The sequence below is a fragment of the Planctomycetota bacterium genome, assembly GCA_018242585.1.
Classification (GTDB): Bacteria; Planctomycetota; Planctomycetia; order Pirellulales; family PNKZ01; genus JAFEBQ01.
Window position 1 is genome coordinate 97,281 of sequence record JAFEBQ010000041.1, and the last position, 23,726, is coordinate 121,006.

Annotated in this window: 26 protein-coding genes; 22 read left to right on the forward strand and 4 right to left on the reverse strand. The window is 61.2% G+C overall.

The genetic code is table 11. The features are described 5' to 3' along the window. The first annotated feature begins 224 nt into the window (after positions 1–224). From JSS27_18840 to JSS27_18915, 16 genes are all read left to right on the forward strand, one after another. A complete protein-coding gene (locus tag JSS27_18840) occupies positions 225–1,262 on the forward strand; it encodes an aspartate-semialdehyde dehydrogenase (GenBank protein MBS0211006.1) in 1,038 nt (345 codons plus the stop codon). Between the two features lie 151 nt (positions 1,263–1,413). Next, positions 1,414–2,235 (forward strand): tRNA pseudouridine(38-40) synthase TruA, encoded by an 822-nt coding sequence (gene truA, locus JSS27_18845; protein MBS0211007.1) that lies wholly within the window; start codon positions 1,414–1,416, stop codon positions 2,233–2,235. 134 nt (positions 2,236–2,369) lie between these two features. Further along, a complete protein-coding gene (locus JSS27_18850; GenBank protein ID MBS0211008.1) occupies positions 2,370–3,344 on the forward strand; it encodes an acetyl-CoA carboxylase carboxyltransferase subunit alpha in 975 nt (324 codons plus the stop codon). A 764-nt stretch (positions 3,345–4,108) separates the two neighbouring features. Beyond that, a complete protein-coding gene (locus JSS27_18855) occupies positions 4,109–4,390 on the forward strand; it encodes a hypothetical protein (protein MBS0211009.1) in 282 nt (93 codons plus the stop codon). 402 nt (positions 4,391–4,792) lie between these two features. Then, positions 4,793–5,071 carry a hypothetical protein gene (locus JSS27_18860; GenBank protein MBS0211010.1) on the forward strand — a complete coding sequence of 93 codons (279 nt, stop codon included), beginning with the start codon at positions 4,793–4,795 and terminating at the stop codon, positions 5,069–5,071. Between the two features lie 229 nt (positions 5,072–5,300). Continuing rightward, complete coding sequence (locus JSS27_18865) at positions 5,301–5,810, forward strand: hypothetical protein (GenBank protein MBS0211011.1); 510 nt, start codon at positions 5,301–5,303, stop codon at positions 5,808–5,810. Then, entirely contained in the window at positions 5,807–6,157 is a 351-nt protein-coding gene (locus JSS27_18870; protein MBS0211012.1) for a hypothetical protein, read from the forward strand. The genes JSS27_18865 and JSS27_18870 overlap by 4 nt, the downstream gene beginning before the upstream one ends. A 2-nt stretch (positions 6,158–6,159) precedes the next feature. Next, on the forward strand, positions 6,160–7,608 hold the full coding sequence (locus tag JSS27_18875) for a hypothetical protein (GenBank protein ID MBS0211013.1): 1,449 nt from the start codon (positions 6,160–6,162) through the stop codon (positions 7,606–7,608). A gap of 16 nt (positions 7,609–7,624) precedes the next feature. Then, complete coding sequence (locus JSS27_18880; protein MBS0211014.1) at positions 7,625–8,668, forward strand: hypothetical protein; 1,044 nt, start codon at positions 7,625–7,627, stop codon at positions 8,666–8,668. After that, a complete protein-coding gene (locus JSS27_18885) occupies positions 8,631–8,918 on the forward strand; it encodes a hypothetical protein (protein ID MBS0211015.1) in 288 nt (95 codons plus the stop codon). The genes JSS27_18880 and JSS27_18885 overlap by 38 nt, the downstream gene beginning before the upstream one ends. 262 nt (positions 8,919–9,180) lie before the next feature. After that, complete coding sequence (locus JSS27_18890; protein ID MBS0211016.1) at positions 9,181–9,576, forward strand: hypothetical protein; 396 nt, start codon at positions 9,181–9,183, stop codon at positions 9,574–9,576. A 46-nt stretch (positions 9,577–9,622) separates the two neighbouring features. Next, the gene (locus JSS27_18895; protein MBS0211017.1) at positions 9,623–9,856 is read left to right on the forward strand and encodes a hypothetical protein; all 234 of its coding nucleotides are present in this window, start codon (positions 9,623–9,625) and stop codon (positions 9,854–9,856) included. Further along, the gene (locus JSS27_18900) at positions 9,849–10,841 is read left to right on the forward strand and encodes a hypothetical protein (GenBank protein MBS0211018.1); all 993 of its coding nucleotides are present in this window, start codon (positions 9,849–9,851) and stop codon (positions 10,839–10,841) included. Before JSS27_18895 ends, JSS27_18900 begins: the two co-directional genes overlap by 8 nt. Next, the gene (locus tag JSS27_18905; GenBank protein MBS0211019.1) at positions 10,838–11,275 is read left to right on the forward strand and encodes a hypothetical protein; all 438 of its coding nucleotides are present in this window, start codon (positions 10,838–10,840) and stop codon (positions 11,273–11,275) included. Before JSS27_18900 ends, JSS27_18905 begins: the two co-directional genes overlap by 4 nt. Beyond that, on the forward strand, positions 11,253–12,113 hold the full coding sequence (locus tag JSS27_18910; GenBank protein MBS0211020.1) for a hypothetical protein: 861 nt from the start codon (positions 11,253–11,255) through the stop codon (positions 12,111–12,113). Before JSS27_18905 ends, JSS27_18910 begins: the two co-directional genes overlap by 23 nt. 1,039 nt (positions 12,114–13,152) lie before the next feature. After that, complete coding sequence (locus tag JSS27_18915; GenBank protein MBS0211021.1) at positions 13,153–13,296, forward strand: hypothetical protein; 144 nt, start codon at positions 13,153–13,155, stop codon at positions 13,294–13,296. 86 nt (positions 13,297–13,382) lie between these two features. On the opposite strand, the gene JSS27_18920 is transcribed toward JSS27_18915, so the two are convergent. Beyond that, a complete protein-coding gene (locus JSS27_18920; GenBank protein MBS0211022.1) occupies positions 13,383–13,910 on the reverse strand; it encodes a CvpA family protein in 528 nt (175 codons plus the stop codon). 414 nt (positions 13,911–14,324) lie between these two features. On the opposite strand from JSS27_18920, the gene JSS27_18925 reads away from it, so the two are divergent. After that, entirely contained in the window at positions 14,325–15,017 is a 693-nt protein-coding gene (locus tag JSS27_18925; protein ID MBS0211023.1) for a metal-dependent hydrolase, read from the forward strand. Positions 15,018–15,229: 212 nt separating this feature from the next. Here the strand turns inward: JSS27_18925 and pdxA are convergent, their stop codons facing one another. Beyond that, positions 15,230–16,264 carry a 4-hydroxythreonine-4-phosphate dehydrogenase PdxA gene (gene pdxA / locus JSS27_18930; GenBank protein ID MBS0211024.1) on the reverse strand — a complete coding sequence of 345 codons (1,035 nt, stop codon included), beginning with the start codon at positions 16,262–16,264 and terminating at the stop codon, positions 15,230–15,232. 103 nt (positions 16,265–16,367) lie between these two features. Between pdxA and JSS27_18935 the strand changes: the two genes are divergently transcribed. Then, positions 16,368–16,949, forward strand: a complete 582-nt coding sequence (locus JSS27_18935; GenBank protein MBS0211025.1) for a hypothetical protein — start codon at positions 16,368–16,370, stop codon at positions 16,947–16,949. A 214-nt stretch (positions 16,950–17,163) separates the two neighbouring features. On the opposite strand, the gene JSS27_18940 is transcribed toward JSS27_18935, so the two are convergent. Further along, positions 17,164–18,066, reverse strand: a complete 903-nt coding sequence (locus JSS27_18940) for a ZIP family metal transporter (GenBank protein MBS0211026.1) — start codon at positions 18,064–18,066, stop codon at positions 17,164–17,166. A 307-nt stretch (positions 18,067–18,373) separates the two neighbouring features. Between JSS27_18940 and JSS27_18945 the strand changes: the two genes are divergently transcribed. Continuing rightward, positions 18,374–18,823, forward strand: coding sequence for a D-tyrosyl-tRNA(Tyr) deacylase (locus JSS27_18945; GenBank protein MBS0211027.1), 450 nt, complete (start codon positions 18,374–18,376; stop codon positions 18,821–18,823). A gap of 271 nt (positions 18,824–19,094) precedes the next feature. Here JSS27_18945 and JSS27_18950 read toward each other — a convergent pair whose 3' ends face one another. Then, the gene (locus JSS27_18950) at positions 19,095–20,012 is read right to left on the reverse strand and encodes a hypothetical protein (GenBank protein MBS0211028.1); all 918 of its coding nucleotides are present in this window, start codon (positions 20,010–20,012) and stop codon (positions 19,095–19,097) included. A 313-nt stretch (positions 20,013–20,325) separates the two neighbouring features. Here JSS27_18950 and JSS27_18955 point away from each other — a divergent pair, with 313 nt between their 5' ends. The 3 genes from JSS27_18955 to JSS27_18965 all read left to right on the forward strand — a co-directional run bounded on the left by JSS27_18955 (position 20,326) and on the right by JSS27_18965 (position 23,699). Next, positions 20,326–21,321 (forward strand): hypothetical protein, encoded by a 996-nt coding sequence (locus tag JSS27_18955; protein MBS0211029.1) that lies wholly within the window; start codon positions 20,326–20,328, stop codon positions 21,319–21,321. Between the two features lie 126 nt (positions 21,322–21,447). Continuing rightward, complete coding sequence (locus JSS27_18960) at positions 21,448–22,467, forward strand: hypothetical protein (protein MBS0211030.1); 1,020 nt, start codon at positions 21,448–21,450, stop codon at positions 22,465–22,467. A 47-nt stretch (positions 22,468–22,514) separates the two neighbouring features. Further along, positions 22,515–23,699, forward strand: coding sequence for a DUF11 domain-containing protein (locus JSS27_18965; protein MBS0211031.1), 1,185 nt, complete (start codon positions 22,515–22,517; stop codon positions 23,697–23,699). Positions 23,700–23,726: the final 27 nt, after the last annotated feature.

Consider the following 23,726-nt stretch of genomic DNA (forward strand, 5'->3'; position numbering starts at 1 on the left):
GATCTCGGCGGCCAAGCCGCCGGCTTGGAATCAGTCATCAAACACCAGCCCACGTTTCGTCATTCCCGCGCAGGCGGGAATCTAGGCGTCGCGACAATCCAATTGAAGTCCCGTCTGCGCGGGAATGGCGACCGGACAGGGCAGGGGGGGACATTGCCCCTCGGGCCGGCTGGCAACTATAATCGTGGATTGACTTTTTCACGATTTTCCTGAGGGAGTTTCGCGTGTTTGACTCGCTGGCCGTGGTGGGCGCTACCGGCGCCGTCGGTGGTTTGATTCGACAGTTGCTCGAGGATCGCAAGTTCCCCATCGAGCGCGTCAAGTTCCTGGCTTCGGCCCGGTCAGCCGGCAAGACGTTGAAGTTCCGCGGCCGCGACGTCCTCGTCGAAGAACTCCGCCCCGAGTCGTTTGAAGGCGTCGATCTGGCCATTGGCAGCACTCCCGACGAGACCGCCCGCGACTTCGTCCCCTGGGCCGTCGAGCGCGGCTGCGTGGTCGTCGACGAAAGCGGCTACTGGCGGATGGACCCCAAGATCCCGCTGGTGATTCCTGAGGTGAATCCCGACGCGGTTGACAAGCACCAGGGGCTGATTGCCAGCCCGAACTGCTCGACCACCCAGTTGGTCGTGGCGCTCAAGCCGTTACACGATGCCGCGCGGGTCCGCCGCGTGGTGGTCAGCACCTACCAGGCGACCAGCGGCGCCGGCGTGGCCGGACAGCGCGACCTGGAAAACGGCGCGCACATGAGTCTGCACGGCCAGGAGTACAAGTACGAAATCTTCGCGCATCCGATCGCGTTCAATCTGATCCCTCAGATCGGTTCCCCCAAGCACGAAGGGTACACTTCCGAAGAAATGAAGATGGTGTACGAGACCCGCAAGATCATCGGCGACGATTCGATTCAGGTCTGCCCGACGTGCGTTCGCGTGCCGGTCAGCAACTGCCACAGCGAGAGCATCCTGGTCGAGACCGAACGCAAGGTCACCGTGGCCGAAGCCCGGAAGTTGTTCGCCAACTTCCCCGGCATCGTCGTGGTCGACGACTTGGCCAACAAGCAATACCCCATGCCGAGCACCTGTGACGGTCAAGACGGCGTGTTCATCGGCCGCATCCGCGAAGATTTGTCGGGGCCCAACGGCCTGGCTTTCTGGTGCGTCAGCGACAACTTGCGCAAAGGGGCGGCCACCAACGCGGTGCAGATTGCCGAGCTGTTGATCGCCCGCGGCGCGCGTGGCCCCAAGCCGAAGGCCGTGTCGGTCTGAGGCGCGCATCAGAAGCAATGGTCCGTGATGGAAACCGGCCGATGAGCGTTGACGGGGTTGCGCAGCAACAAGAGGGCACCGAAAGCGGCCCGTCCTGGCAATTCGCGCCGCGGACGATGCTTCTTGTCGTTGTGTCAATGGAAACCGGCCGATGAGCGTTGAGCACGAGGCCCCAACTCACGACGTCCCGAACGCGGCCAATCGCTCGCCGCGCCGCATTCCCCTTTCGGGCCGCGCGTTCAAGCTGACCATCGCCTACGACGGCACCAATTACTGTGGCTGGCAGTACCAGATCAACGGCCCGTCGATCCAGGCGGCCTTCGAGGCGGCGCTGGCCAAGGTGACCAGCGAGCGCATTCGCGTGACCGCCAGCGGCCGCACCGACTCGGGCGTCCACGCGATCGGGCAAGTGATCAGCTTCGTCTCGAACACCACGCTCGACGCCGACAAGCTGCTGATGGCGCTCAATTCGGAACTGCCCGAGGACATCGTCGTTCACCAGTCCGAGCAGGTCGAGCTGAGTTTCCACGCCATTCGCGAAGCGCGGCGCAAGCGCTATCGCTATGTGCTGCAGGATGGCCGCTCGTCCGACATCTTTCGCCGGCAGTATTCTTGGCACATTCCCCAGCAGCTTGACGTGGCCCTCATGGACCAGGCGGCTCAGGCCTGGGCCGGCACGCATGACTTCTCGGCGTTCCAGGCCACTGGCTCGCAGCGATTGTCGACGGTTCGCACGGTGAACGACTTGTTCGTGCGCCGCAGCGAGGCGGACGTAAACACGGTCGAGTTCGAGATCGAGGCCGACGGCTTTTTGTACAACATGGTCCGCACCATGGTCGGCACGCTGGTCCAAATTGGCCGCCATCGCAAGCCGGTCGAGTGGGCCGCCGAGGTGCTGGCAGGGCGTTCGCGGCGCGAAGCGGGCATCCGCGCGCCGGCCGGGGGGCTATTCCTGGTCTCGGTGACGTATTGACCGCGGGCGGTATCGCTAGAGAGAATGGGCGCGTGATCGGAAAAGTTGCTAGTTGCTAGTTCCTAGTTGCTAGTAAATGCCAGTCACGTCTTGTCCTCACTAGCAACTAGCCTCTAGCAACCAGCAACTTCCCCATGTCCGTCGCTAATCAACGTCTGGTGTTCGAGCGTCCGATCTACGAGCTTGAACTCCGGCTCAACAAGCTCGAAGCCGCTCCCGACCGCAAGGCCGACGCCGAGGACGAAATCCGCAAGCTCCGCCGCGAGGTGGCCGAGCTGCGCAAGAAGGTCTATGGCAATCTTCAGGCCTGGGAAGTCGTGCAGGTCGCGCGGCATCCTGACCGGCCGATGACGACCGATTACATCGATCTGATCTTCGACGACTTCTTCGAACTGCACGGCGACAAGGCCTATGGCGACGACCAGGCCATTCGGACCGGCTTTGCCAAGCTGGACGAGTACAAGGTGATGGTCGTCGGCCACTTCAAAGGCAAGACGCTCAAGGAGCGGAACGCCTGCTACTTTGGTTGCGCCCATCCCGAGGGCTATCGCAAAGCGCTCGGCAAGATGAAGCTGGCGGCCAAGTACCAGGTGCCGGTGATCTGCTTCATCGACACGCCGGGCGCTTACCCAGGCGTCGGCGCCGAAGAGCGCGGCCAGTCGCAGATGATCGCCAACAACATGTTCGAGATGTCCCGGCTGGGGACGCCGATCATCTGTGTGGTGATCGGAGAAGGGGGCTCAGGCGGGGCGTTGGGCATCGGCGTCGGCGATCGCGTGGCCATGCTCGAGTTCGCTTACTACTCGGTGATCAGCCCTGAAGGGTGCGCCGGCATCTTGTGGAAGAGCGCCAAGCACGCCCCCGAGGCGGCCAAGGCGTTGAAGTTCACGTCGCGCGATCTGCTGCAGTTGGGCGTGATCGACGACATCATCGAAGAGCCGCTCGGTGGCGCTCACCGGGACCATCACCAGATGGCGGCCCGGCTGAAGATGTACTTGCTGCGTCACTTGCGCGATCTGGTCGCGCAGTCGGCCGAGCAACTGGTCGGCGGGCGCTACGAAAAGTTCCGCCGCATGGGCAAGTTCCTCGAAACGCCCGCGGCGACATAAGCGATTCCCGCACGATCGGTTGATGCGAATATCGCGCCGCATTGCGAAGCGAGAGCGCGGCTACCACCTCACCGAGCTAGCGCTAGCCCTTCTCCCACCGGGAGAAGGTGGCCGACAGGCCGGATGAGGGTCTCGTCACAATCGTCAAGTCGCACCAGCCTGAGCGCTACCCGGCGAGCTGCGCTCGCCACCCTCTTCTACAAGGGGCGAGTGTTGAATGAGTCGCATAATCGTTCCACGATGGAGCAGGGGAGCGCCAGCGGGTTTCACCCCTCGGCCGCCTGTGGCCCCAAACCCGGTGTAGCCCCCCTGCCGAAATCACGATTTTTGGATCCCACGCCGGCCGGCCGTTTTGGCGCGCCGGCGGGTGGTTGGAGAACCGAAAACTTCTCGGGCCGGGCCCTGCTTCGGCGTCGGCGACCGGCCTCGGTTCCGAATGGCGACCTCGCCAGACGCTCTCAGACGCCCGCGGACTGGGACCATCGACCTGGGACTCAAATCGACGCCTGCAAACGCCTGGATGGGAACCGCAGCAGAGCGGGGCGTCATGAGCCGACTCACACGATTTCAGCCTTCAGAAGAACGTCCGATAATGTTTCTTATGTTCGGTTCGGCCAATCGCCGAAAACCGGCGTTTTCCTCGGGAAAAACGGGTCTTTTGGCCCTTTCACTTTTCCTGCTGCTCTGCCCGGTCGCGTGCGTTTCGCGACCAAATTTTGGGCGGATTTTCAAGCAGCATTTCACCTGCAACGGAGTGCAACAAGATGGATCGACTCGTTCAGTACAGCGAACCTCTGAAGGTGATGCGGAACCAGGTTCAGCATGGCGGCGAGTTTGCTGGCTCTCGCAACCTCGACCTGGCCGGGATCGGGGAGACCGACAAGCTGTTCATTGGCAAAGACGATCCGGGGCAAGCGATTGCTGCCGGCCTGCAAGAGGGCCAGTACGTGCTTGTCAAGTGCGGTCTGGTCCTCACTGCGAAGGGCTATCGGCTTCGGCTGCTGGAAGCGAAGCCAGCCCAGGTCCAACAGGCCCGGGCAGCTTAGTTCCGGGGCTGCGGCCGTGCGGCCTCGTCGGACTCCCCGCAAGTGGGCGGCTGGTTAGCATCCTGGGAGAGGTCACGCTCTCCGGAGTCTTTTCGCGAGTCTCTGAATTCCTTTTTCTGAATTCCTTTCCCCCGGAATTCTTTCCCCTCGAATTCTCTTCTTCCGAATTCTTTCCCCCCGAATTCTTTCCTCCCGAATTCTTTCCTCCCGAATTCTTTCCCTCTGAATTCTTCCCCGGAGGAATTTCCTAATGGACGGCTTCGCTTCGATCTCTGACTTCTTCGTGGGCGGCTGGGCCTTCGGATTTTTTTTCGTTCTCTCCGGGTATTTCCTTTTTTGGCCAGCGACCGCCGCTGTCCGGGAGTGCCTGGCTTGGTTTGTTTCTTGGTAGGAGGATTGCAAATGGAATTGCTTCGTCGGATTTGTCGTGCGGTGCGTGGTGGCTCCATCGCCGGTCACGCCGCGTTGTTGGTCGCCTTGACCCTGGCCATGAGTGCCGCTCCGGTCGCCTGCTTCGCCCAGAGTGGTGGAGTCACCATTCCTTCGTACGTGGATTTGTCGTCCATGTTGACTGCGTTTGGGTCGGCCCTCGGTGCCGTGGTCAGTGCTGCGGCCGTGATTGGTTTCGGCTTCCTTGTCGTTCGCTACGGTTGGGGCTGGCTCAAGAAGCTCGCCCACTAGGCTTCGCCACTCGTGGCTCTGGGGCAGGGCGGCCGCCTCCGCCCTGCCCCCTCTCTTTTGTTTGGTGCTTGATGACTGACGATCAGTTTTCGACGCTGATGGACGCGATGAACACGATCTCATTTTGCGTCCGTGCCGGAGCCTGGTCGATCGCGGTTTTGTGCGGAATGTTCACTTGGCGTTTGTTCGTGCTCGGTAAGAATCAGCGCCACATTCTTTGAGTTGATACATGTTCACCTTGTTGATGTGCTTGGCGAGTCTCGGTCAAACTGGCGATACGCCGGTTTTCGTTGATAATGTTGTTACGATCGTCCCACTTGAGCCGCTAGCCGTCACGTTCTCCGGCACGCAGACTGTTTCCATTGATCCCGGCTATGTGCCACCGGCTGATACGGGGCCTCTTGGCCTTGCTCAGCTTTTTAGTGCCGCATCCGCTCGCACGATGGATTCGATGCTTGACATTGATTCTCAAGCGAATCTGATGAGTTGGGCGACGGCGATTCACGGTGTCGTTGATGGGCGCACGAGCTCGCCCGCCTCTTACGAAGTTCGCATCCCCTGCCAGTTCTTTCCCGGGGGTGAAGACCTCGTCCTCACGTTTACGACGGGCGATTGGGACAACATGAACGGAGTTGGAACCATGTTGAACACCATGCGGGATCGCATCAGACAGATTCTTCTTGCGGCAGGATTGATTTGCTGCGCCGTGGTCGTGCCCAAGGCGTTTTTTGGAGAATGAGCATGTTTCAACTTTTTTTCAACGCGGTCAACAATGCGTTTCTTGCCACCGTTGCTGCACTCTTGGATGGCTGGACGACGACTCTTGGGCAAGGAATGACGTTTATCTTTGGTGGCCCGATCAAGCTTCCTTGCTGGTTCGATTATGACGCTGGTTATGGATCGGGCACGGGGTCGGAATCGGTGCTCGACGCTCTGACTCGCGTGCTCGACTGGTTGGACATTGCCAATAACTTCATCCCGCTCTACGAGATTCTCTGCGTCATTCTCGGCCTGGTGGTGCTCAAAATGTCGATCGTGATTGTCCGCTGGATCAAGGCCTGGATTCCGACTGTGAGTGGTGTCTAGGCATGGCGCGTGGCCCAACCATCATTAAGACCGTCGGCTTGCCCGGAGCGGGCAAGACGTTCCGTCGTGCGGCCCTCTTCCTTTCAAAAGAGTTTTTGCCCAACGCAACCGGCACTCACTGGTCCAACTTTCCGATCAAAAAACAGGTCATTGCCGATTACGTTGCGAAGAGAACCGGTCAAGAAGCGTCCACGTTCTTTCAACGCATGAAGCTCATCGACCAGGGGGCCTTAGATTCGTGGGCTGCTGGTCAATCGGGGCCTTGGGATTATTTCGCGAACGTGTCTCTTGAAGGCGCCCACATCGCGATTGACGAGGCTCATAATTTCTGCGGCGAAAAAATGTCCTCGGACCACCTCAAGAGGTGGCAAGACTGGTTGGGCGAGATTCGGCATCGCGGTGCCTCGATTGAATTCTTGACCCAGCACGAGGACAAAATGGCCCGCTGCGTCAAGCAGCATTGTGCCCTGACGCTCGAGATTATCAGTGGCGAAGATCGACGTGATCCCTTTTTCAAGATTTCGCTTCGCGATTGGTACGAATTGCGGGCAGTGGTTTTTGGCAACTACCTGGCCGGTGGGGCGCAGCTTGAGTGGCGCGATGTGGGCGGCAAGAAGACGCTCAACCATGCCCATCCTTATTGGTTGAGTCCCGAATTTTTCGAGATGTACGATTCGTATTCCGCCCCAGTTTCGGGCGATGCTTCCGGGGCGGAGCCGGAACTGCACGAGTTCCAGCGTCGTTCCAAGCTCGGCGTTGTTTGGTGGTTCATCCGGAAAAACTTCTTTCAGCTTGCTCCGAAGCTGATCTTTGCCTCGGCTGTTCTTTGGGCGACAGTTGGCGGCGGCGGTGTCTGGGCCTTTCAGAAAGTGATGCTGCACGTCAACCAGGCGATGAAGCTTGAGGCACAACAAAAGACCATCGCAGGCGGCGGGAAGGTTGCTCAGCCTGGTTCAGTTGGGCAACCTCCCGCCGGAGTTAAGTTGGCGATGGGTGATTCGATTTCACAAGAGCAGTTAAATGCGGTGCGTGCCTCAACCGCCGAGCTCGCCAAGCTGCGGTCTCGGATCGCCGAGCTTGAGGCTGTTGCTCATCGTGCTTCGCAGTTGCGGATTCTTTTTCCGGACGCCTTCGGCCTGGCCGACGGCTCTGTTTACAGACTCGATGAGGTGATTCGCGATGGCGTGCTCAAGGGGCGGCGGGCCAACAGGATCGATTGGCCGAATAAACTGGTTTTTCTCGATGATGGTCGCGTGCTCGGTTTCCTGCCTGTGCAGTTGCAGGAGCGCAAGACCCCAGGTCGCGGAACAGATTCCGGAGTTCCAGAAGCGTTACCAGGAGCTCGCGACGTTGGCGGCGACCAGCGTTCCGGCGAGACCAAGTGGACCGCGGCTAAGCCTGTCGTGCAACAATCTGGCCCTGGGGCAGGTGCTCCGGTTGATCGCAAGTAGGACGGAGATTGCAGCCGTGTGCGAAGAGTCGATCGAGGGAAAACCAGTGACGCTCGATGTTGTCGATCTTGGAGTCGAAGATGTTTTTTCGCTTCTCGCCCGTCGATCTGGTGTGGTTGTCCATCGCGTTGGCGGCACGTGGTATCTGGGCCAGTTCAAACCCGAAGACCGCAGCGTGCTTGTTCGGCGTGTTCGCCGTTTGGATGCTGCTGGCATCCGTTCGGCGGTCTCTGTTCTCGTTTCCGCTTCGGGCAAATGCGAGGTGTTCGGCGACGGGCTTACGATCGTGGGCGAACGTGCCGACGTGCTCGAAAGAGTCTCGGCGATGCTCGATCGACTGGAACAGGTCGAAGCGGCGACGTGGGTCTGTCAACTGCATGTCCTTAGCGCGTCGGATGCTGTTGTCGATGACCTGGGCATGGCGTTCACTCCGAGCCTGGATGTTTCGGTTGCTTTTAACTCGGCGTCGAACAACCTCGCCCTGCCTGGTGCGACGACCTCGTTGAGGGGCGGTTTCGACGCTCTGCTTAAGGCGAGCCGAGACCGCCTCGGCGTGTCGATGCTCGCGGAACCGTTGCTGCTTCTTGTCGACGGTTCAGAGGCAGAGTTCATTCGTGGCCAGCGTGTTCCGGTGCCGACCCAGACTTACATCGCACAAGGCGCCTCGAACAACCTGGTTAACAGCGTGAACTACCAGCAGCTTGGTTTGACGCTGCGTCTCAAGGTTCGCGAGGTCGGACCCGAAACAGGCAAGATCAGCGTTCATTTTGAGAACTCGTCACTGCAAGAGTACATCAACAATATTCCGGTTATTCAGCGGGAGTCCTACGACGGCGAGGCCGTGATTCGATCAGGCGGCATCTATCTGGTTGGCTCCTTGCGTCGGCACGATGAGCGGCACGACAAGCAAGGTTGGTGGCGACTCGGCCAGAGCGTCAACGACAGTGATGCGATTTTGCAAGTCTGGTGTCGAGCTGCCCGCGTGGGTGGCCCCGTTCTTCTTCCCTCTTTGGAGTCCCATGATGAAACAGTTGGAATTGGTGGCGGCAGTCCAGATTGACCGGCCCGGTTCGGAGCGTCTGCAAGATTGTTCCGGGCGCTCCTTGGTCACCGTTCGATTGACTGACCAGGCCTGGTTGTCGTGTCAGGGCCTGGCCGATGACTGCGGCTGCACGACCGGCGACGTGGTGTCCCTGGCCCTGTCGGACGTTCTTGACGTGCTGACCCCGGCCATCTCCGCGATGGTCGAGCATCACATCCAGCGCCGCATGACGGTGCTGGCCAACACGGTGCTTCGCATCGCGGTCTGAGCGGAGCGGCGTGACGAGCGAGCGCCCGGCAGCGAGCGAGGAACGCGGCGGAGCGGCACAGTGGGCGTTCTGGCTGGCCATGATCGAGCTCGCCGATCTGGTGTGAACGATGGACGCGACAGCGGTGCAACAACACGGGGCGCAAGCCCACTAAACACGGGGTACACCCCTCCCTTCCAAGGAAAAAAACTCGGTGCGTAACAGGCTTTGGAGCTTCCATAGTCCGCGTCGAGTGAGTCAATGAAAAACGGAGTTTTCAATCATGTCCGATTGTCGGTTGGTCCATGCGTTTCTGTACTCGGCTGCTGCCGAAACTCTTGAGCTCCTTGCTGCCGAGTACGGCATGACCCCTGAGGAGCTCGCTGGCCGAGCGTTCGCCGCCTGGATGGAGTGCGGCTTGTCCGAGTTGCAGAAGCTGCTCCAAGCCTGCAAGGACAACGCTTGGACCATGAACGGTGCGGGCTTCCCGATCGGTCGCCTCAGCCTCCACGTCCCTAAGGCTCTGCACGCCATGTTGTGCTGCTTCGTGCCTCAGGAAGCGTGCGGCAACGCCATTGGCTGGGTGCTCGTGCGAGCGGCTGAGAAGCCGCAATTGACGCGGCACTACCTGGCCGGGATCGGCGTCACAGGTGGCCTGTTTGGTGTCAAAGCGGCGTGAGTGTTTACTTGAAGGAAGAGCAGAAGATTGTTTACGGGAGTTTGCGATGCGAAAGAAACGTGATTTGCCGGGCCAACTGAGGATGTTCGAGCCTGTCACGGGGCCAGTGCGAAAACGGATTGGCGTTGTCGCGGATTTCTTGTCAGCCGTGGTCAGCGAGCTTGATGACTGTGCCTTGTGTGCTGCGGAGAGCGGGGACGAAGAGTTGAGCGAGCACATTGGCTGGCTGCGTGATTCGGTTGAAGTTGTCGTGGATGAACTCGGAGGGGCACGTGACTGAGTGCGAAAACACCGACGAGCAGCAAGAAGCCAACCGGTACATCGTTTCAGCTTGTTGCTGCAACTGCCATTTTTGCGAGACCTGCGGCACTCGCATGGGCTGGCGTTTGCGAATGAAACTCGATCGTCGAGCCGATCGCTTTCACAGTCCATACATGGTCACTTTGACCGTCGATCCCAAAAACTTTTCGTCCCCCCAGGACGCTTTTGATTACGTTCGCAAGCACCGTTGCATCTGGTGGCTCGTCAATGAGCTCCACCATCGCGGCTATTTACAGGCGAGAGACTACTTTTGCGTTTTGGAGTGGCAGAAGGACACCGAGATGCCGCATTGGCATCTGATGCTCGATGCCCGCTACATTCCAAAAACAGTTCTGGATGACCTCTGGCAGGCAAACCGGCCTCAGGGACTGCCTCCGAAAGAAGCCAACCGACCAGGCTTCGGGATGGTCCGTTACAGTCGGAAACCATTCCAGGACCATCATCATCTGGTCAATTATCTCACCAAATACCTCATCAAGTTCCCCGAGCACGGATTCCCGAATTGGGTGCTCGATTACGAGGGGCAGATTCATCGCTACACGACGAGTCGCGGTTTCTTCGTCGAGGAAAACCAGGAAGAAGAACCAGGCCCCGACGATCCGGGGCCTGGCGGGATGCCCTCCGGAAGCGATTCGTTTAACGATCCAGCCTCTTCGCGTCGGCGTCGAACGCCGCGTGAACGAATCGCGGCCTGCACCTCGAAGTGCAACGTGATTTTTCAGGACGAGTCCGGCAACTACACGTTCAGTTGTTCGATCAACATGTCTTGGGATGAGGTCGCAACGTACATCGCCGTCGATCCCGACCGGCTTTCATGCCGAGTCTCGGTAGCACAGGTCCAACTTTTGGAACGAGTCGTTGGCTGGCGTCGTTTAGAGCCCGAACCAAACATCAGCCAGCGCGATTGGGATGATTGGAAACACCAACACAGAAAAGCAGCATGACGAAAAAACGCAAGGACGCGAGTTTTCCCGGTTACAACCTTCAAATGGATGTGGAGTTTTTCCATGAGACTTTGGCCATACTTAACGGGCTGGATTGTCGGGCTTCTCACAGTGCCGCTGGCGGTGGTTTTCAGTCTCTTTGGCTGCGTCAGCGGCTTCGTCTTCTTAGAAATCATGTCGAGCGACGTTTTCGGGGCCTGCGTCTTGCCTGGCGAACTGCGGGACTGGTTGCAAGCCTCTCTTTGCCAGGCGATGGCCTTTCTCAAACTGATTTGCAGGGGCTGGACGACTTTGAGTTGATCTCCCGAGCTCGTGCGAGTTTCGAGCTCGATCGTAAGCTGTCCGAACGCTGTTTGGTTTCAGCCTTGAAAGAAGCCCGACGCATGGGCATCGACTTGCGAAAACTGATGCGTGAATCGCGAAGGATCGGTTGAAAATGTCGATAAAAATAACAGCGGCGCGTGCCTCGGGAAGGAGATCAGTGTGAAAACCGTTCGTTTGCTTCTGATTATCGCGTTTGTTGCTGTGCCGGCACAGGCGGTCTGGTCGCAGTCAGTCGAGGTGATCGCGTTTGATTGTTCGCAGGGGTTGATCAACGGCGGATTCTGGCAGGTCAATTCAAACAATTTCAGCGTTAATGATGTCCCAGCCTCTGATGGCTGGACGGGCAATCGTTCCATCATTGACGCGATGGGAAGTGATGGGACTATTACTTTTACCAATTCTGCTTCCAACGCGACCCCGCTTTACATCAGCGCGGGCACTCTCACTTATCCTGCCGATGACGGTTTCGGTGGCTCGACTGATGTTCAATTCATCGGGGCGATTTCTGTTCTATCTTTCGACCCTGGCCCACCGCCTGACGATCCGCCGCCTGACGATCCGCCTCCTGATGATCCGGCACCAGATGATGGGTCTGGTTCTGGCTCTGGCTCTGGTTGGACTGGCGTGATCCCCAACGTCCTCATGTTCGACTGGGTGCAGACCCTCGACGACTACGCGGGCAATCAACTCGGGCCTGTCGTTGCCGCTGTTGTTTTGCTCGCTCTGGCGTTCCTGCTCGTCAAGCGGCAATGGGATTGGATGCGTGCGATAGTTTGGCCGTGGGCGACGGCCACGGCGCAGGGCTTCCGCGAAAACTTGCAGCCAGACCCGATCAGTGCTGCACCGGCGGCCGGTCCCAGTCAGAATCAGGCTGCTCCGTCTTGGCGGGATAAGATGGCCGCGATGCGTTCTTCTTTCCAAGAACCTGACGAGGGCTGGGGCGACTGACTCGATGGTATTCTTTCCGATCGTCCCAGGCTTCGAATCGCCTCTTCTTGCGCAGCTTGCGTTTTAGCTTCTCGTCCAGCAATCCCATGCCCATGGCGACCAGGATCAACAGAAACGCCAATCCGTAAATGCCGTTCATGTTTTGTCCAGAGTTGTCGAAAGCTGGCCGATAAAACTGCTATTGGATTGATTCCGCGTTTCTTATACAACGCGGGCCAACGTCAGCCAATAAAAAAACTCACCCGGCTGCGAACCAGGTGAGTCAATCGAGTTCGCGAAAGTTTGCGTTAAAAACTTCCGTGCCTCTGACCATCGGTTTCTTGCGAAAACCAATGACTAATAACGCTTCTAGCCATCGCGTTCTTTTTGCACAAGCGCGAAATTCCATTCGGAGTTGCGTTCATTTGCTGCAAGTCCTTTGGCAGCTTGTGTTTCTTATGTTTGGTGGAATACCTCGTTTTCCGGCCGTTTCACGCATTTCGCCTGCCGCCGCTCGGGGCGACGAATATCTACCCTGCGTGCCTTGTTTCCGAACGGAATTCAGCCCATAAAACGCAGCCGCGCCGGCGGCCCAAACCCGCGCTCGGTTCGCGCCGAACCAGGGTGGCGGCGCGCAAATAACCTCGCGTCGCCCCAGCCCAAAACCAACCGGTCGCGTGTCCCCAAAAATTGCCGCGCAGGCAGGGGCCTGACACCGGGGTAGAGCCCGAACCTAGGCACCGCCCGGCAGCCCGCGCTGGGGTGAATCCCCCCTGCCCGACTTCAGCCCCCTGCTCCGCAATCTGTCGCCGGACTTGCCGGCTGCGCGAGCTTGTCGGTTTTTAATGATGGAAAGGAACGCGACGGGAGGTGTTCCAGAACGTGTCACCGAGCGCGAGCGTGCAGAAGCCGCCAACACTCCATCTACAAAGGGTACCAACCGAGCGCCGCGAAAAAAGTTTGTGACCCGAGGCAGGGGAGTTTATAACGCCCCAAACCTCATCATTTTGGTTCAGCCGTCTCGTCGCACGATTCACCGTCACCACCCCAGGGTTCCGGCATGATTCTCTTTGGCACGCGCACCAGCCATTCGACCGATTACTCCCAGCCGTTCCAGTGCCCACGCTGCAACATGCAACGCAATGGCATCGTCAAGTCGGCCAAGCGCTGGTTCACAAAGAAGATTCAAGCAACGTCCGTTTAGCCGCAACGCCAAAGGCGTGCGCGCCACACGCGCACCATCGCCGGCCCCCGGTCATTGACCGGGGGCTAAAGAGAGAGCCATTCCATTTAAATCCGCAAGCCGGTACCGCCGGGGCCGGGCCGGCGCGGGTCGAGACCGCGATTCAACTGGTCGATGTACTCGCCCAGGTAGTCGCGAACTTCCTTGGGCAGAATGGGCGTCGCGCGGTGCAGCCCAACCGAAAGGTAGTAGCCCGAGCGCGATTGCAGCACGTACTCGCGGCCGGTTCCCCACAGGGTGACGACGAAGAACGTGATCACCGTGCAATAGAGCAGCCCCTTGGCCACGCCAAAGATGCCGCCGAGTTGACGATCGAAACTGCCCATCTGCACCCGATCGATCGCGCTTTTGACGGCGCGGAACAGCATCCAAATCGTCAGCGACGTGGCCAGGTACAACAGCAACATCGCCAGAAACTTGTTCCAAGGCGTGCTGGAACTCAGATACGGCGCCAACGGGTCGCTGAACTGCAGGGCGACATAGCCGCTGGCCAGCAGCGCGGCCAGCGACGCGATTTGCCACGCCAGCCCCTTCCACGCGCCATGTACGGCCGTGCCCACCAGGACCACAAGCATGAGGACGTCATACGGTTGCATAGGGGAATCGTAGCTTACCAGTTGCTCGGCGGCCGGACCCGTTGGGCCGCCGGTTCTGAATATATCGAGAACCCGCGGCGGCTCGAAGATAGATTGGAGCAGCCTGCGGCGTGCCACGTTGGACACTTGTTCGGTTCAATGCAGCGGGTGGCCCGGCTGCTTGCCGGCCGTGGTCGCGATAGCGACGGGAAAAATGCGAGACGTACCCGTATTGTGCAGGTTCTTCTTGTTGCTGGCGCAACCCAGCCGGCGAGCGGCTGGGCCATCCATCAATTGTGCCGCTAGCACTGCATCGAGCGGCAACCTGCTCTTGGCCGGCCAGCACTCCCCGGCTAGAGTCTCGCCGCGCGGACTCTCATCCTTTCCCCACCTCGCTAGCAGGGATGCGTTGCGATGCCTGGCTTCAAAGTTCATATCACGGCGAGCACGATCTTGGGCGTGGGTTACGGCGCGGCGGGCCTGTTGTACGATGTGCCCGCCTCGACCTGCGCGTTGGCCACCACGCTGTGCAGCGTGTCAGGCATGTTGCCGGACTTGGACAGCGGGCCGGGCAAGCCGATGCACGAGAGCATCTGCTTCGCGGCGGCCGCGGTGCCGATGGCCATGGCCGACCGGTTCAAGCACCTGGGTTGGACGCACGAGTCGATCATTCTGGCCGGGGCAGCTATTTACCTGTTCATTCGCTTTGTCCTCTACAACATGCTCAAGCACCTGACGGTGCATCGCGGCATCTTTCACAGCTTCCCGGTGATGTTCATCTTTGCCGAGGCGGCGTTCCTGATCTGCTCGTCGGGCGATCTGAACTTGCGCTATTACAAGGCCGGCGCGATCGGAGTCGGCTTCTTCTCGCACTTGCTGCTGGACGAGATCTGGAGCATCGACTTCCGGCACATGCGCCTGAAAAGTTCGTTCGGCACCGCGATCAAGTTCTGGAGCGACTGCCGCTGGGCGAACTGCGTGGCGTACTTGTTGCTGATCGTCTCGACACTGGTCGTGTTCTACGACCCGGTGTGGGACAACTCGGGGGGCCAGACCGAGCAACTGCACGAGGTGGCCACGCGGCTGCTCGAAGGGTGGATGAAGTAGCGAGGACGCAAAGGTGACGACGTAGCGTTCGCTCGCGAACACCCCTCCCTTTCAGGGAGGGGTCAGGGGGAGGGTAAATACGTTCGCGGTCACTCGACATTGCGCAAAGATTCAATTCCCTTTGCGCCAAGTTCATCGGCCGGCAACCCGTTTACCCTCACCCGATTCGCTCCGCTCATCGACCTCTCCCTTAAAGGGAGAGGTGTAAGACTTCAGCCGCGGCGTTCCATGCGCTGGCGTGCCAGGTTCGCCGCCACGCGCGTGGCTTCGATCATGCTGCTCGTCTCGGCGCGCCCCTGCCAGGCCAGATCGAACGCCGTGCCGTGGGCCACGCTGGTCCGCACGATCGGCAGCCCGAGCGTGACGTTCACCGCCCGGTGCATGCCTAATAGCTTGAGCGCGATGTGTCCCTGGTCGTGATACATCGCCACCACGGCGTCGAACTCGCCGTCGCGGGCGCGAACCATCAACGTGTCGGTCGGGTGCGGCCCCGAGGCGTCGATTCCCCGCTCGCGGGCCGCCGCTACGGCCGGCGCGATCAGTCGCGGCTCCTCGTCGCCAAACAGCCCCTGCTCGCCAGCGTGAGGGTTCAAAGCACAGACGCCGACGCGCGGCCGCGGCGCGTTCATGGCTCGCATCACCTGATCGGCCAGTTCAATCTTTTCGATAATCGCCGGCGTGGTCAGATGGTTCCACACCTCGCCCAAGGCCATGTGTAGCGTCACATGCACTACGCCCAACCCGGCCGGCCCGCGGATCGTTTCGTCGGGCCCCAGATAGAGCATCATGGCGAACTGCTGTACTCCGCACAGCTCGGCCAGCAACTCGGTGTGCCCCGGGTAGTGGTGCCCTGCCCTCCAGAGTGCCGCCTTGTGCAGCGGCGCGGTGACGAGCCCGTCGATCTCGTTGGCCAGCGCCAGTTGCGTGGCCCGGACGACGGCATCGTAGGCGGCCTGGCCGCTGCGCGCGTCGATCGTACATGGCGCGACGCCGAGCACATCGTCGCTGCCACATGGCAGGCAAGGCATGACGTCGATCGATGGTCGCGCGTCGGCCGCGCTTGCCACCTCGACGATTTGCACGGGACTTTTGAGCAGTCGAGCCGCGCGGCGCAACATCTCGGGATGCCCCGCCACCAGCGGGCGGCACCACTGGTGAATGAGCGGATTCGCCCACGCGCCGACGAGCACCTCGGGCCCCACGCCGGCGGGATCGCCGATGGTCCAAGCTAAGCGCGGCAGTTCCATGGAGTTAACTTTCGCGGCCACACGACACCAAAGCCGCCGCCTATCGCGGCGCGCCCTCTCACTATACACTGAACGCTTCCTTGTTCGCTTGGGTTAAACGTCCATGAATCGCATCGCCAGCGTGCTTGCCGTGACGGCGGGCATTTTCCTGACCATCTCGACCGTGACCGGCGCGTGTTTGTTGACGGGGAACATTCACGACCCCGACGACCAGACCGCGTTCCGCTTCATGTCGATTCACCGGTTGGCCGGCATCGGCGGCGGTGTGATCATTCTGCTGGTCAACAGCATCGTGGTGACCTACTTCATCGGCACCAGCCGGTGGATCAAAGAGGTGTGCGACACTTACCGGCTTGCGGACGACTTTAGCGACCGCAGCACCCGGCTCAAGCGGCAGACGTTTCCGGCCAGCCTGGTGAGCATGTTAACCATCTTGGGGATCGCCACACTGGGGGGCATTGCCGACCCGATGGCGTCGGTGCGGCTGGCCCCACCCGAGGGAATTAGTTGGGGCACGCTCCACCTGCTGGCCGTTTGCTTTGGCGTGCTGCTGATGGGCTATTGCTACGTTGTTCAACGCCGCAACATCCTGACGAACCAGGCGATCATCACCGCCGTGGTCGACGAAGTGCAGCAGGTCCGCGTGGCTCGCGGGCTCGATCAGCCCACGGCCGAGAAGCTGTAACAGACGTCGTAGCCTAAGACGTCGCAATTACCTCATTAGCCCCCGGTCAATGACCGGGGGCCTTGCGTTTCCCACCGCTCATACGCATTAAAACCTCTCTCGCTTGGTCTGCGGGGAAGCTTCTTTGCAACGCTTGTAGAGCTTGCGATCGTTCTCTTTACGCGTCATCGCACGCCCCCGGTCATTGACCGGAGGCTAAAGGGGAAGTCACATTTCAGTGCTTGTGACCGTGATCGTGGCTGTGTCCGTGGTCGTCGTGTTGATGATGCTCGTGGCCGTGGCTGTGGTCGTGATACGTCTCTTCGAGCATGACCAGGCCGGCGGCCATCGCAATTCCCACCAGCAGCGCCAGCGTCAGCTTGAACCGGTCGTGGGTGTGGAACTGTAGCTCGGGCAACAAGTCGCTGGTGGCGATGCACAAGAACATGCCCGCCGCGAAGGCCAGGGCAATGCCCAGGGCTTGCGCTTCGTTGGCCGTTCGCCCTTCGATGCCGAAGGCGAACAAGATCGCTCCTACCGGGACTGTGAGGGCGTAGAGCAAGTTGATGACGTGCAGCTTCGCCGGCGGCGTGCGCTGCGACGCCAAGAGCGTCCCCAGGGCCAGCGAATCGAATGGCTTGTGCATAAGCACGATCAGAAAAATCGACAAGCCGGCCAGCCCCAGCGGACCTTGCTCGTCGGCAAAGACCGCGGCGGCCAGCGCGATGCCATCGAGCACGCTGTGCAATGACAAGCCGGCCAGCACCGCCGGCCAGCGCAGATTGTTTGACGCATGTTCAATGTCGTGCGGGTGCTCGGCGTGCTGACAATCGTGGTGATCGTGCGCGTCGTCCTCGGTCGCGCCGTGATGGTGAAAGTGGAAGACCCGCTCGATGAGGAACATCGCCAGGAAGCCAGCCAGCACCCAGCCGCTGGTCTGGGGCATGGACTCAAGCTGGTAATAGGCGTGCGGCATCAGGTGCAGCAGCGCCACGGCCAGCATGGCGCCGCCGACCAGGCTGAGCGCCATTTGCATCCGCGTGTGGCCCAAGCGGAGCCAGACCGGCGCCAATCCGCCCACGAGCGAGGCGAGCACGACCAGGAAGGCGTAAATCGTCAAAATCGCCGGCAGGGACATCGCGGCTCCCAGAGCTAATTGCAAATCAATTGCGAATCGATTAGTGTCGCACGCGGTCGCCGGTTTCTCAAGGCGTGAAATGCCCCGGGTTGCGTTGATGGCGGACATAAATCGACCACGATGACACGACGGACACGACGTTGGAAATGACGAATGACGAGGACAATCACCAAGTCCCAATGTCCAATGACCAAGCGCTGCGGTCTCGTGTCCGTTCCCGCTTGTTCCCACGACCGCGTTTCCTGCCGACGTCGTGTCCGTCGTGCCGTCGTGGTCGAATTCTCTTCTTTCAATGAGGAACGTCAACATGCGGGCAGTGGTGCAACGGGTGAGCGAAGCGGCGGTGACGGTCGATGGCCAGACCGTCGGTGCGATCGGGCGTGGTTTGCTCGTGTTACTGGGCGTGGCCACGGACGACACCGAAGTCGATGTCGCGGCCATGGTCGACAAGCTGAGCGGCCTGCGGATCTTTGAAGACAGCGCCGGCAAGATGAACCTAGCGCTGGCCGACGTGGGGGGAGCGATGCTCGTGGTCAGCCAATTCACGTTGCTGGGCGATTGTCGCGGTGGACGCCGGCCGAGCTATACCGCCGCCGCGCCGCCGGAACTGGCCGAGCGGTTGTACGAGCAAGTGGTGACGCAACTGCGCTCCCGAGCAGTCGAGGTCGCGACCGGCAAGTTTCGGGCGATGATGCAGGTGTCGCTAGTGAACGACGGCCCGGTGACACTGCTGATTGACACGCGCAAGGTGTTTTGAGGCGCGCGATCCCGGCGACGCGCAATCAAGCCCTCTTTGCGGCCAAGGCCGCAACACCTCTCCCTCTCAAGGAGAGGTCGCGAGCGCAGCGAAGCTGGTGAGGGTAAACGTGTCGCATCTCCAAATGACTTGGCGCCAAAGGATGAATTGCCCGGCGCAATGTGACTCGGCCAGTAGCGCCTTTACCCTCCCCCCTGCCCCTCCCTGGAAGGGAGGGGTGTTTGTCGCCCGCGGCGCTGCGTCGGTCCATCACGTAGCCAGGAAATGCGGCTCACCGCCGCTTCGCTTCCAAATACTGCGCCGTGTACTCGGTGACCGGCACGTCTCCGGGTTGATAACGGAACAACTCGCGATCGAGTGCCAGGTCGGTGCGGACTTCGTACCACTGGATCATCATCAGCACGCGCCCCGGCGGCCCCCCTTCGCGCGGCGCCGGCACTCCGGCCACGCGGCGGTACTCGAGGTGATAAGGGAACAAGTCGTCGCGTCCCAACAACACAATCGCGGTGTCGGGCAGATGATCTTCGACACGGCGCCAATCGACCGGCGCGCCTCCGAGGATTTTGTCTTTCTGATCAGGCGCCAACTGAGCCGCCGCAGCCTGCTTCCAAGTCCCCTGCACCGCCCACATGGGCACGCCCGCGAGTTGCGTCGGCGAGACGTGCGTGAATTGAAAGGACTCGTTGAGCGCCCGGAGCAGTTGCGGCAGGCCGCCCAGCCCTAACGTCGGCGCTGCGCGCCCCCCCTGCCCCGCCCCGGCGTCGAACTGCTTGCGAACTTCACGGACGTCGACACGGCGCAACAGCGGCGTCGCGTCGGTGCGGCGCAACGTCCACAGGAACTCGCCGTCGCAAACTTGTTGCAAGCTGGCGTCCTGCGAGCCGACGCTGGCGCGCAGCTCGAATCGCATCAATTGGCTACCGGCGGGGCCTTGCAGATAAATGCCGCTGCCGATCATCCGCTGGTCCATCAGCTCGGCTTGCTGGCGCACCTTGGCCGAGACTCCGTTGGTGCGATCGATCCGGTCGATGGCCTGGCGCAGCAACGCCTCGCCCGAGACCGGCGCCGCGGGTGTCGACTTGTCTGGCTTGCTAGCGGAAGCCGCGACAGCAGGGGGTGCTGTCAGCGCGGACGACGGCGCAACGAGCGACAAGGCGAGGGCCGCGAAGATGGGAAAGCTATGCCTCATCGCACGGTTTTAGCGGATTTACCAAAGATTCGTCTTATCACGCGCCGACCATACTTTTCGGAAGGCTAGACCTGCGGCCGGTCCCCTTTGGACAAAGGGGCGGCATTGTAGGGAGCCCGGGCCAACGGGTCCACGGCAATCGCGTCGCAGACGCAGTGATGCCGCGCACGTGACGGCCTGACCACGAACCGCCAACGAAATGCTGACCGAGGCCAAGCCAGATTTGCCGCGCGAGCCGGCGCAATATTTACGACGCACAAAACCGGTCAGACATTCGACGTCTGTCGGGCATGTACCAGGAGGGGGAACCGCGATGAAGTACAGTTGGGCTTTGATTCTCATTGCCGCGGCGATCACCGGTTGCCGCACGCCGCTGCACGGCAGCTTGCCGCCAGCGACCATGCTCGAACATCCCGGCCCCGGCGTCGGCGGCCCCGGCCCCGGCGTGATGACCATTGGCCCCACGCCGCCGGTCGCGGTGGGCGTGACCTCGCAGGTCGCCTTCGTCTCGCCCGAAGGGGCGATGATTAGCTGGGACGCCGCCGGCACGGGCGGGTTCGATTCCGAACCGCTGATTCTCCCGGCGCGCTACAACTTTCCCCAAGGCGCTTTGTATCGCCTGAAGCTGACCAATATTCCGGGTCGCGCCGGCGTGGAACTCTACCCGACGATCGAAGTCGGGCCGGTGGTGGCACGCACCGAAGCATACCTAGCGCACAACGCCATTCCGTTCCAACTGACCGAAGAAGATTTCGACCAGGTGATGTCAGGCAACTTTGTCACCAAGGTCATCTATTTGCCTGATCCCGAATTCCAGGAACTTGCCATCGCCGGCGTCGAGACGCTGGTCAGCACACGGCTCGATCCGGGCGTCGACCCGATTGTCGAAGCCGACCGTCGCGGCGCGATCATGGCCGTGATCCGCATCGGCAACAAGGACTTGGAAGTTCCCGGCAGTGATCAATTTGTCGGCGACGCGGCGTATGGAGCGCCGATGGCCATGCTGCCGCCAGGTGTCGCTGGCGCCACCGCGCCGCAATACGGAATGCCGATCACCGGCACGCCGATTGGACTGCCTGGGCCGCCGCACATTCCGCTTGGCGGACCGGCCGGCTTGCAGAAGCATGTCATCAAGAACCACACCAAGGTCCACATGCCGGCTCCGACCACCAAGCAGAAGATTCACGTGAAGGGTCCGGCGCTGAGCTATCCGGCTCCGGCCAATCACGCATACATCTCGGAAATGGCTCGCCCGGCGCACGCTGGCCGTCCATTGCCGGCTGGCATGCAAGGGGAATACTGCCCGTAGACCATCAGGCACAACGCGGCCAGCACGATTGAGCGCCACGAGCGCAACGATCGTGCTGGCCGATGTTGTTTGACAGCGGTTGAGTTTCATCCCACAGCGACTTCGATGTAACGACGGAACTGGTTGATGACGCCTGGTCGAACCAACCCGAAGTCGAATCATTGCCGTTCGGCGATGGGCCGCGTGCATCGCGGCATGCTGCTCGTGTCGCTGTCCGCTGTCTTGGTTGCAATGGCTTGCGCGGCAAACGCGCAAAACCCAGCCGCGACCCACCATGGCGGCACCCCGGCCAACGGACTGCACTACTCGTCGGCCGCGTTGCCGCCGGGCGCCGTGGGCACAGGACGGTTGCATCGCGGTGGGCCAGTGGCCGGTTACTTTCAGCCGGTGGCCGTGACGGCCGAACAGGCGGGAGTGCAAATCGCGCCTGCCTCGCAAGGGGCGTTCATGGACTCGCGCCCGGCCCCCTTGGAAGTGGGCTTGCTGGTTGGCGCCGTCTATCGTTTCCGCGTCACGAACATTCCCGATTTCGTCGGGCAAGAAGTCTTTCCCACGATCGAAGTGATCGATCGCCTGTACGCGCCGATCGGCGCCGAGAAGCGGTTTCCGATTCCGATCGAGCTGACCGCCGAGGATCTGGAACTGGCGATCAGCGGGCACTTCATTACCCGCGTGATCTATGTCGAGGATCCGACCACGGCTTTGCCGATGGCCACGCACAAGGATCATCCCAGTTGGTTCGACGCCGGCCCCGGGGCGAACCCGTTGCTCGAAGCTGACAAGCTGGGCCGGCCGGTCGCGATCCTGCGGCTGGGCGGCCGGCTACCCGACGATCGCACCGGGCCGGACATGATGTTCCTGTACAACTGCCCGCCATTCATCCTGATCAATCGGGGCAGCCTGACGACCCAGCCGCTAGACCTGGCCCAGCCGGCCGCGAACCCCAGCGGCGTGACACCGGTAGCCCACCAGGCGCCGATTCAACCTTCGCCAGCCGGGCCCGTCGCAACGATTTCGGACAATCTGCCTCGGCCGATGGCACCAGCCCAACCCGTCCAACAGCCTGCCACGACGACGAGTCAGCCTGCCTCATCGGCAACGTCCACCACCCCACCGACGACACGACTTTTGTTTCGTGCTCCCTAATGCTTAGTGCCAGCCTGTTCTTCAGGACGAAGACCACGAGCGCATGGATGCGCCGCTGGCAACTCTGCGCGCTCGCGGTGGCAGGCCTGGCGTTGAGCGCATGCACGGCAATGCCCACCCAGCAACGAGTCATGCAGCAAAAGCTGGCCGAGCGCCGAGCGCTCGATCAGCAGTTGACCGGGAATCGCTGGCATCACACGCCGCCGGTCATGGCGCCGGGCGGCGGGATCTGTTCGTGCCACGGCTGTGAATCGGGCGTGCCCGCGCCGTACAACGTGGCGTGCAACAATCCCTGGACGCCGTCGGGGCTGGCCTGCCCTTGGCCCTCCGAGGAATATGTCTGTGACGGTGGCGACCTGCCGCCGCCGGCCGAAGTGACCAAGGAATACGAAATCCTTGGGATCAACCCGACCGACACGGTGGCGGCTTACGAGTCGCTCGACGGCCGGACGCTGATCGAACCCTCGAACCGAGTGTGCATCTACGCGCCGCGGTTCGGCGCGGTGCGCAGCGTGGCGCGGCTGGTGTCGTCCGAGCAGATCGATCTGGCGATGGGGGCCGCCATGCCGACGCGGATCGCGCGGTACGACATGCTGGGCGTGCCGGTCGATCACAAGCAGAACGAAAAGGCCGTCAATCAGCTCGCCCCGCGGATGCCCGAGACGTACGAGATGCGTCAGTTGACGAGCTTTGCCCAGGCGGACCTGCCGCTGTTGGGATTGCACGAGATGGTGCTGCCGTTTGAGGGGCGGCACCTGATGGGCATCGTCAAGCTCGAAGGTGGCGACGAGGCGATCCTGATCCAGGCCAACCGCGCGGCACAAGCCTGGGCCACGATCGACGCGCCGCAGGTGATGCTCGAACGCTCCGCGGCCGAGGCCCTGGTCGACAACACCAAGGCCCAGATCGTTTACACGGTCAAGGATCTGCGCCACTCGCCGAAGCTGTGCCTGACCAAGGTGGCCAGCACGCAAACAGCGAACCCTGGCGACGAAGTACACTTCGCGCTACGATTCGAGAACACCGGCGATCAACCGATCGGCAACATCGCCATCATCGATCGGCTGAGCCCGCGGCTCGAATACATCGACCAGAGCGCGCAAGCGAGCGTTGCGGCCCACTTTGAAACGGGCCGCAACGAGACCGGCGCGCTGGTACTCCGCTGGGAACTCGAACAGCCGCTCGAACCGGGCCAAGGTGGCGTCGTCACCTTCCGCTGCCGCGTGCGGTAGGCTGCCGCCGCACGACTCGGGCAGTCA

Coding starts and splice junctions, on each gene's coding strand:
- truA (MBS0211007.1), top strand. CDS start 1,414: ATGAGCGTTGAGCACGAGGCCCCAACTCACGACGTCCCGAACGCGGCC.
- JSS27_18850 (MBS0211008.1), top strand. CDS start 2,370: ATGTCCGTCGCTAATCAACGTCTGGTGTTCGAGCGTCCGATCTACGAG.
- JSS27_18855 (MBS0211009.1), top strand. CDS start 4,109: ATGGATCGACTCGTTCAGTACAGCGAACCTCTGAAGGTGATGCGGAAC.
- JSS27_18860 (MBS0211010.1), top strand. CDS start 4,793: ATGGAATTGCTTCGTCGGATTTGTCGTGCGGTGCGTGGTGGCTCCATC.
- JSS27_18865 (MBS0211011.1), top strand. CDS start 5,301: ATGTTCACCTTGTTGATGTGCTTGGCGAGTCTCGGTCAAACTGGCGAT.
- JSS27_18870 (MBS0211012.1), top strand. CDS start 5,807: ATGAGCATGTTTCAACTTTTTTTCAACGCGGTCAACAATGCGTTTCTT.
- JSS27_18875 (MBS0211013.1), top strand. CDS start 6,160: ATGGCGCGTGGCCCAACCATCATTAAGACCGTCGGCTTGCCCGGAGCG.
- JSS27_18885 (MBS0211015.1), top strand. CDS start 8,631: ATGAAACAGTTGGAATTGGTGGCGGCAGTCCAGATTGACCGGCCCGGT.
- JSS27_18890 (MBS0211016.1), top strand. CDS start 9,181: ATGTCCGATTGTCGGTTGGTCCATGCGTTTCTGTACTCGGCTGCTGCC.
- JSS27_18895 (MBS0211017.1), top strand. CDS start 9,623: ATGCGAAAGAAACGTGATTTGCCGGGCCAACTGAGGATGTTCGAGCCT.
- JSS27_18905 (MBS0211019.1), top strand. CDS start 10,838: ATGACGAAAAAACGCAAGGACGCGAGTTTTCCCGGTTACAACCTTCAA.
- JSS27_18915 (MBS0211021.1), top strand. CDS start 13,153: ATGATTCTCTTTGGCACGCGCACCAGCCATTCGACCGATTACTCCCAG.
- JSS27_18920 (MBS0211022.1), bottom strand. CDS start 13,910: ATGCTTGTGGTCCTGGTGGGCACGGCCGTACATGGCGCGTGGAAGGGG.
- JSS27_18925 (MBS0211023.1), top strand. CDS start 14,325: ATGCCTGGCTTCAAAGTTCATATCACGGCGAGCACGATCTTGGGCGTG.
- pdxA (MBS0211024.1), bottom strand. CDS start 16,264: ATGGAACTGCCGCGCTTAGCTTGGACCATCGGCGATCCCGCCGGCGTG.
- JSS27_18935 (MBS0211025.1), top strand. CDS start 16,368: ATGAATCGCATCGCCAGCGTGCTTGCCGTGACGGCGGGCATTTTCCTG.
- JSS27_18940 (MBS0211026.1), bottom strand. CDS start 18,066: ATGTCCCTGCCGGCGATTTTGACGATTTACGCCTTCCTGGTCGTGCTC.
- JSS27_18945 (MBS0211027.1), top strand. CDS start 18,374: ATGCGGGCAGTGGTGCAACGGGTGAGCGAAGCGGCGGTGACGGTCGAT.
- JSS27_18950 (MBS0211028.1), bottom strand. CDS start 20,012: ATGAGGCATAGCTTTCCCATCTTCGCGGCCCTCGCCTTGTCGCTCGTT.
- JSS27_18955 (MBS0211029.1), top strand. CDS start 20,326: ATGAAGTACAGTTGGGCTTTGATTCTCATTGCCGCGGCGATCACCGGT.
- JSS27_18960 (MBS0211030.1), top strand. CDS start 21,448: ATGACGCCTGGTCGAACCAACCCGAAGTCGAATCATTGCCGTTCGGCG.
- JSS27_18965 (MBS0211031.1), top strand. CDS start 22,515: ATGCGCCGCTGGCAACTCTGCGCGCTCGCGGTGGCAGGCCTGGCGTTG.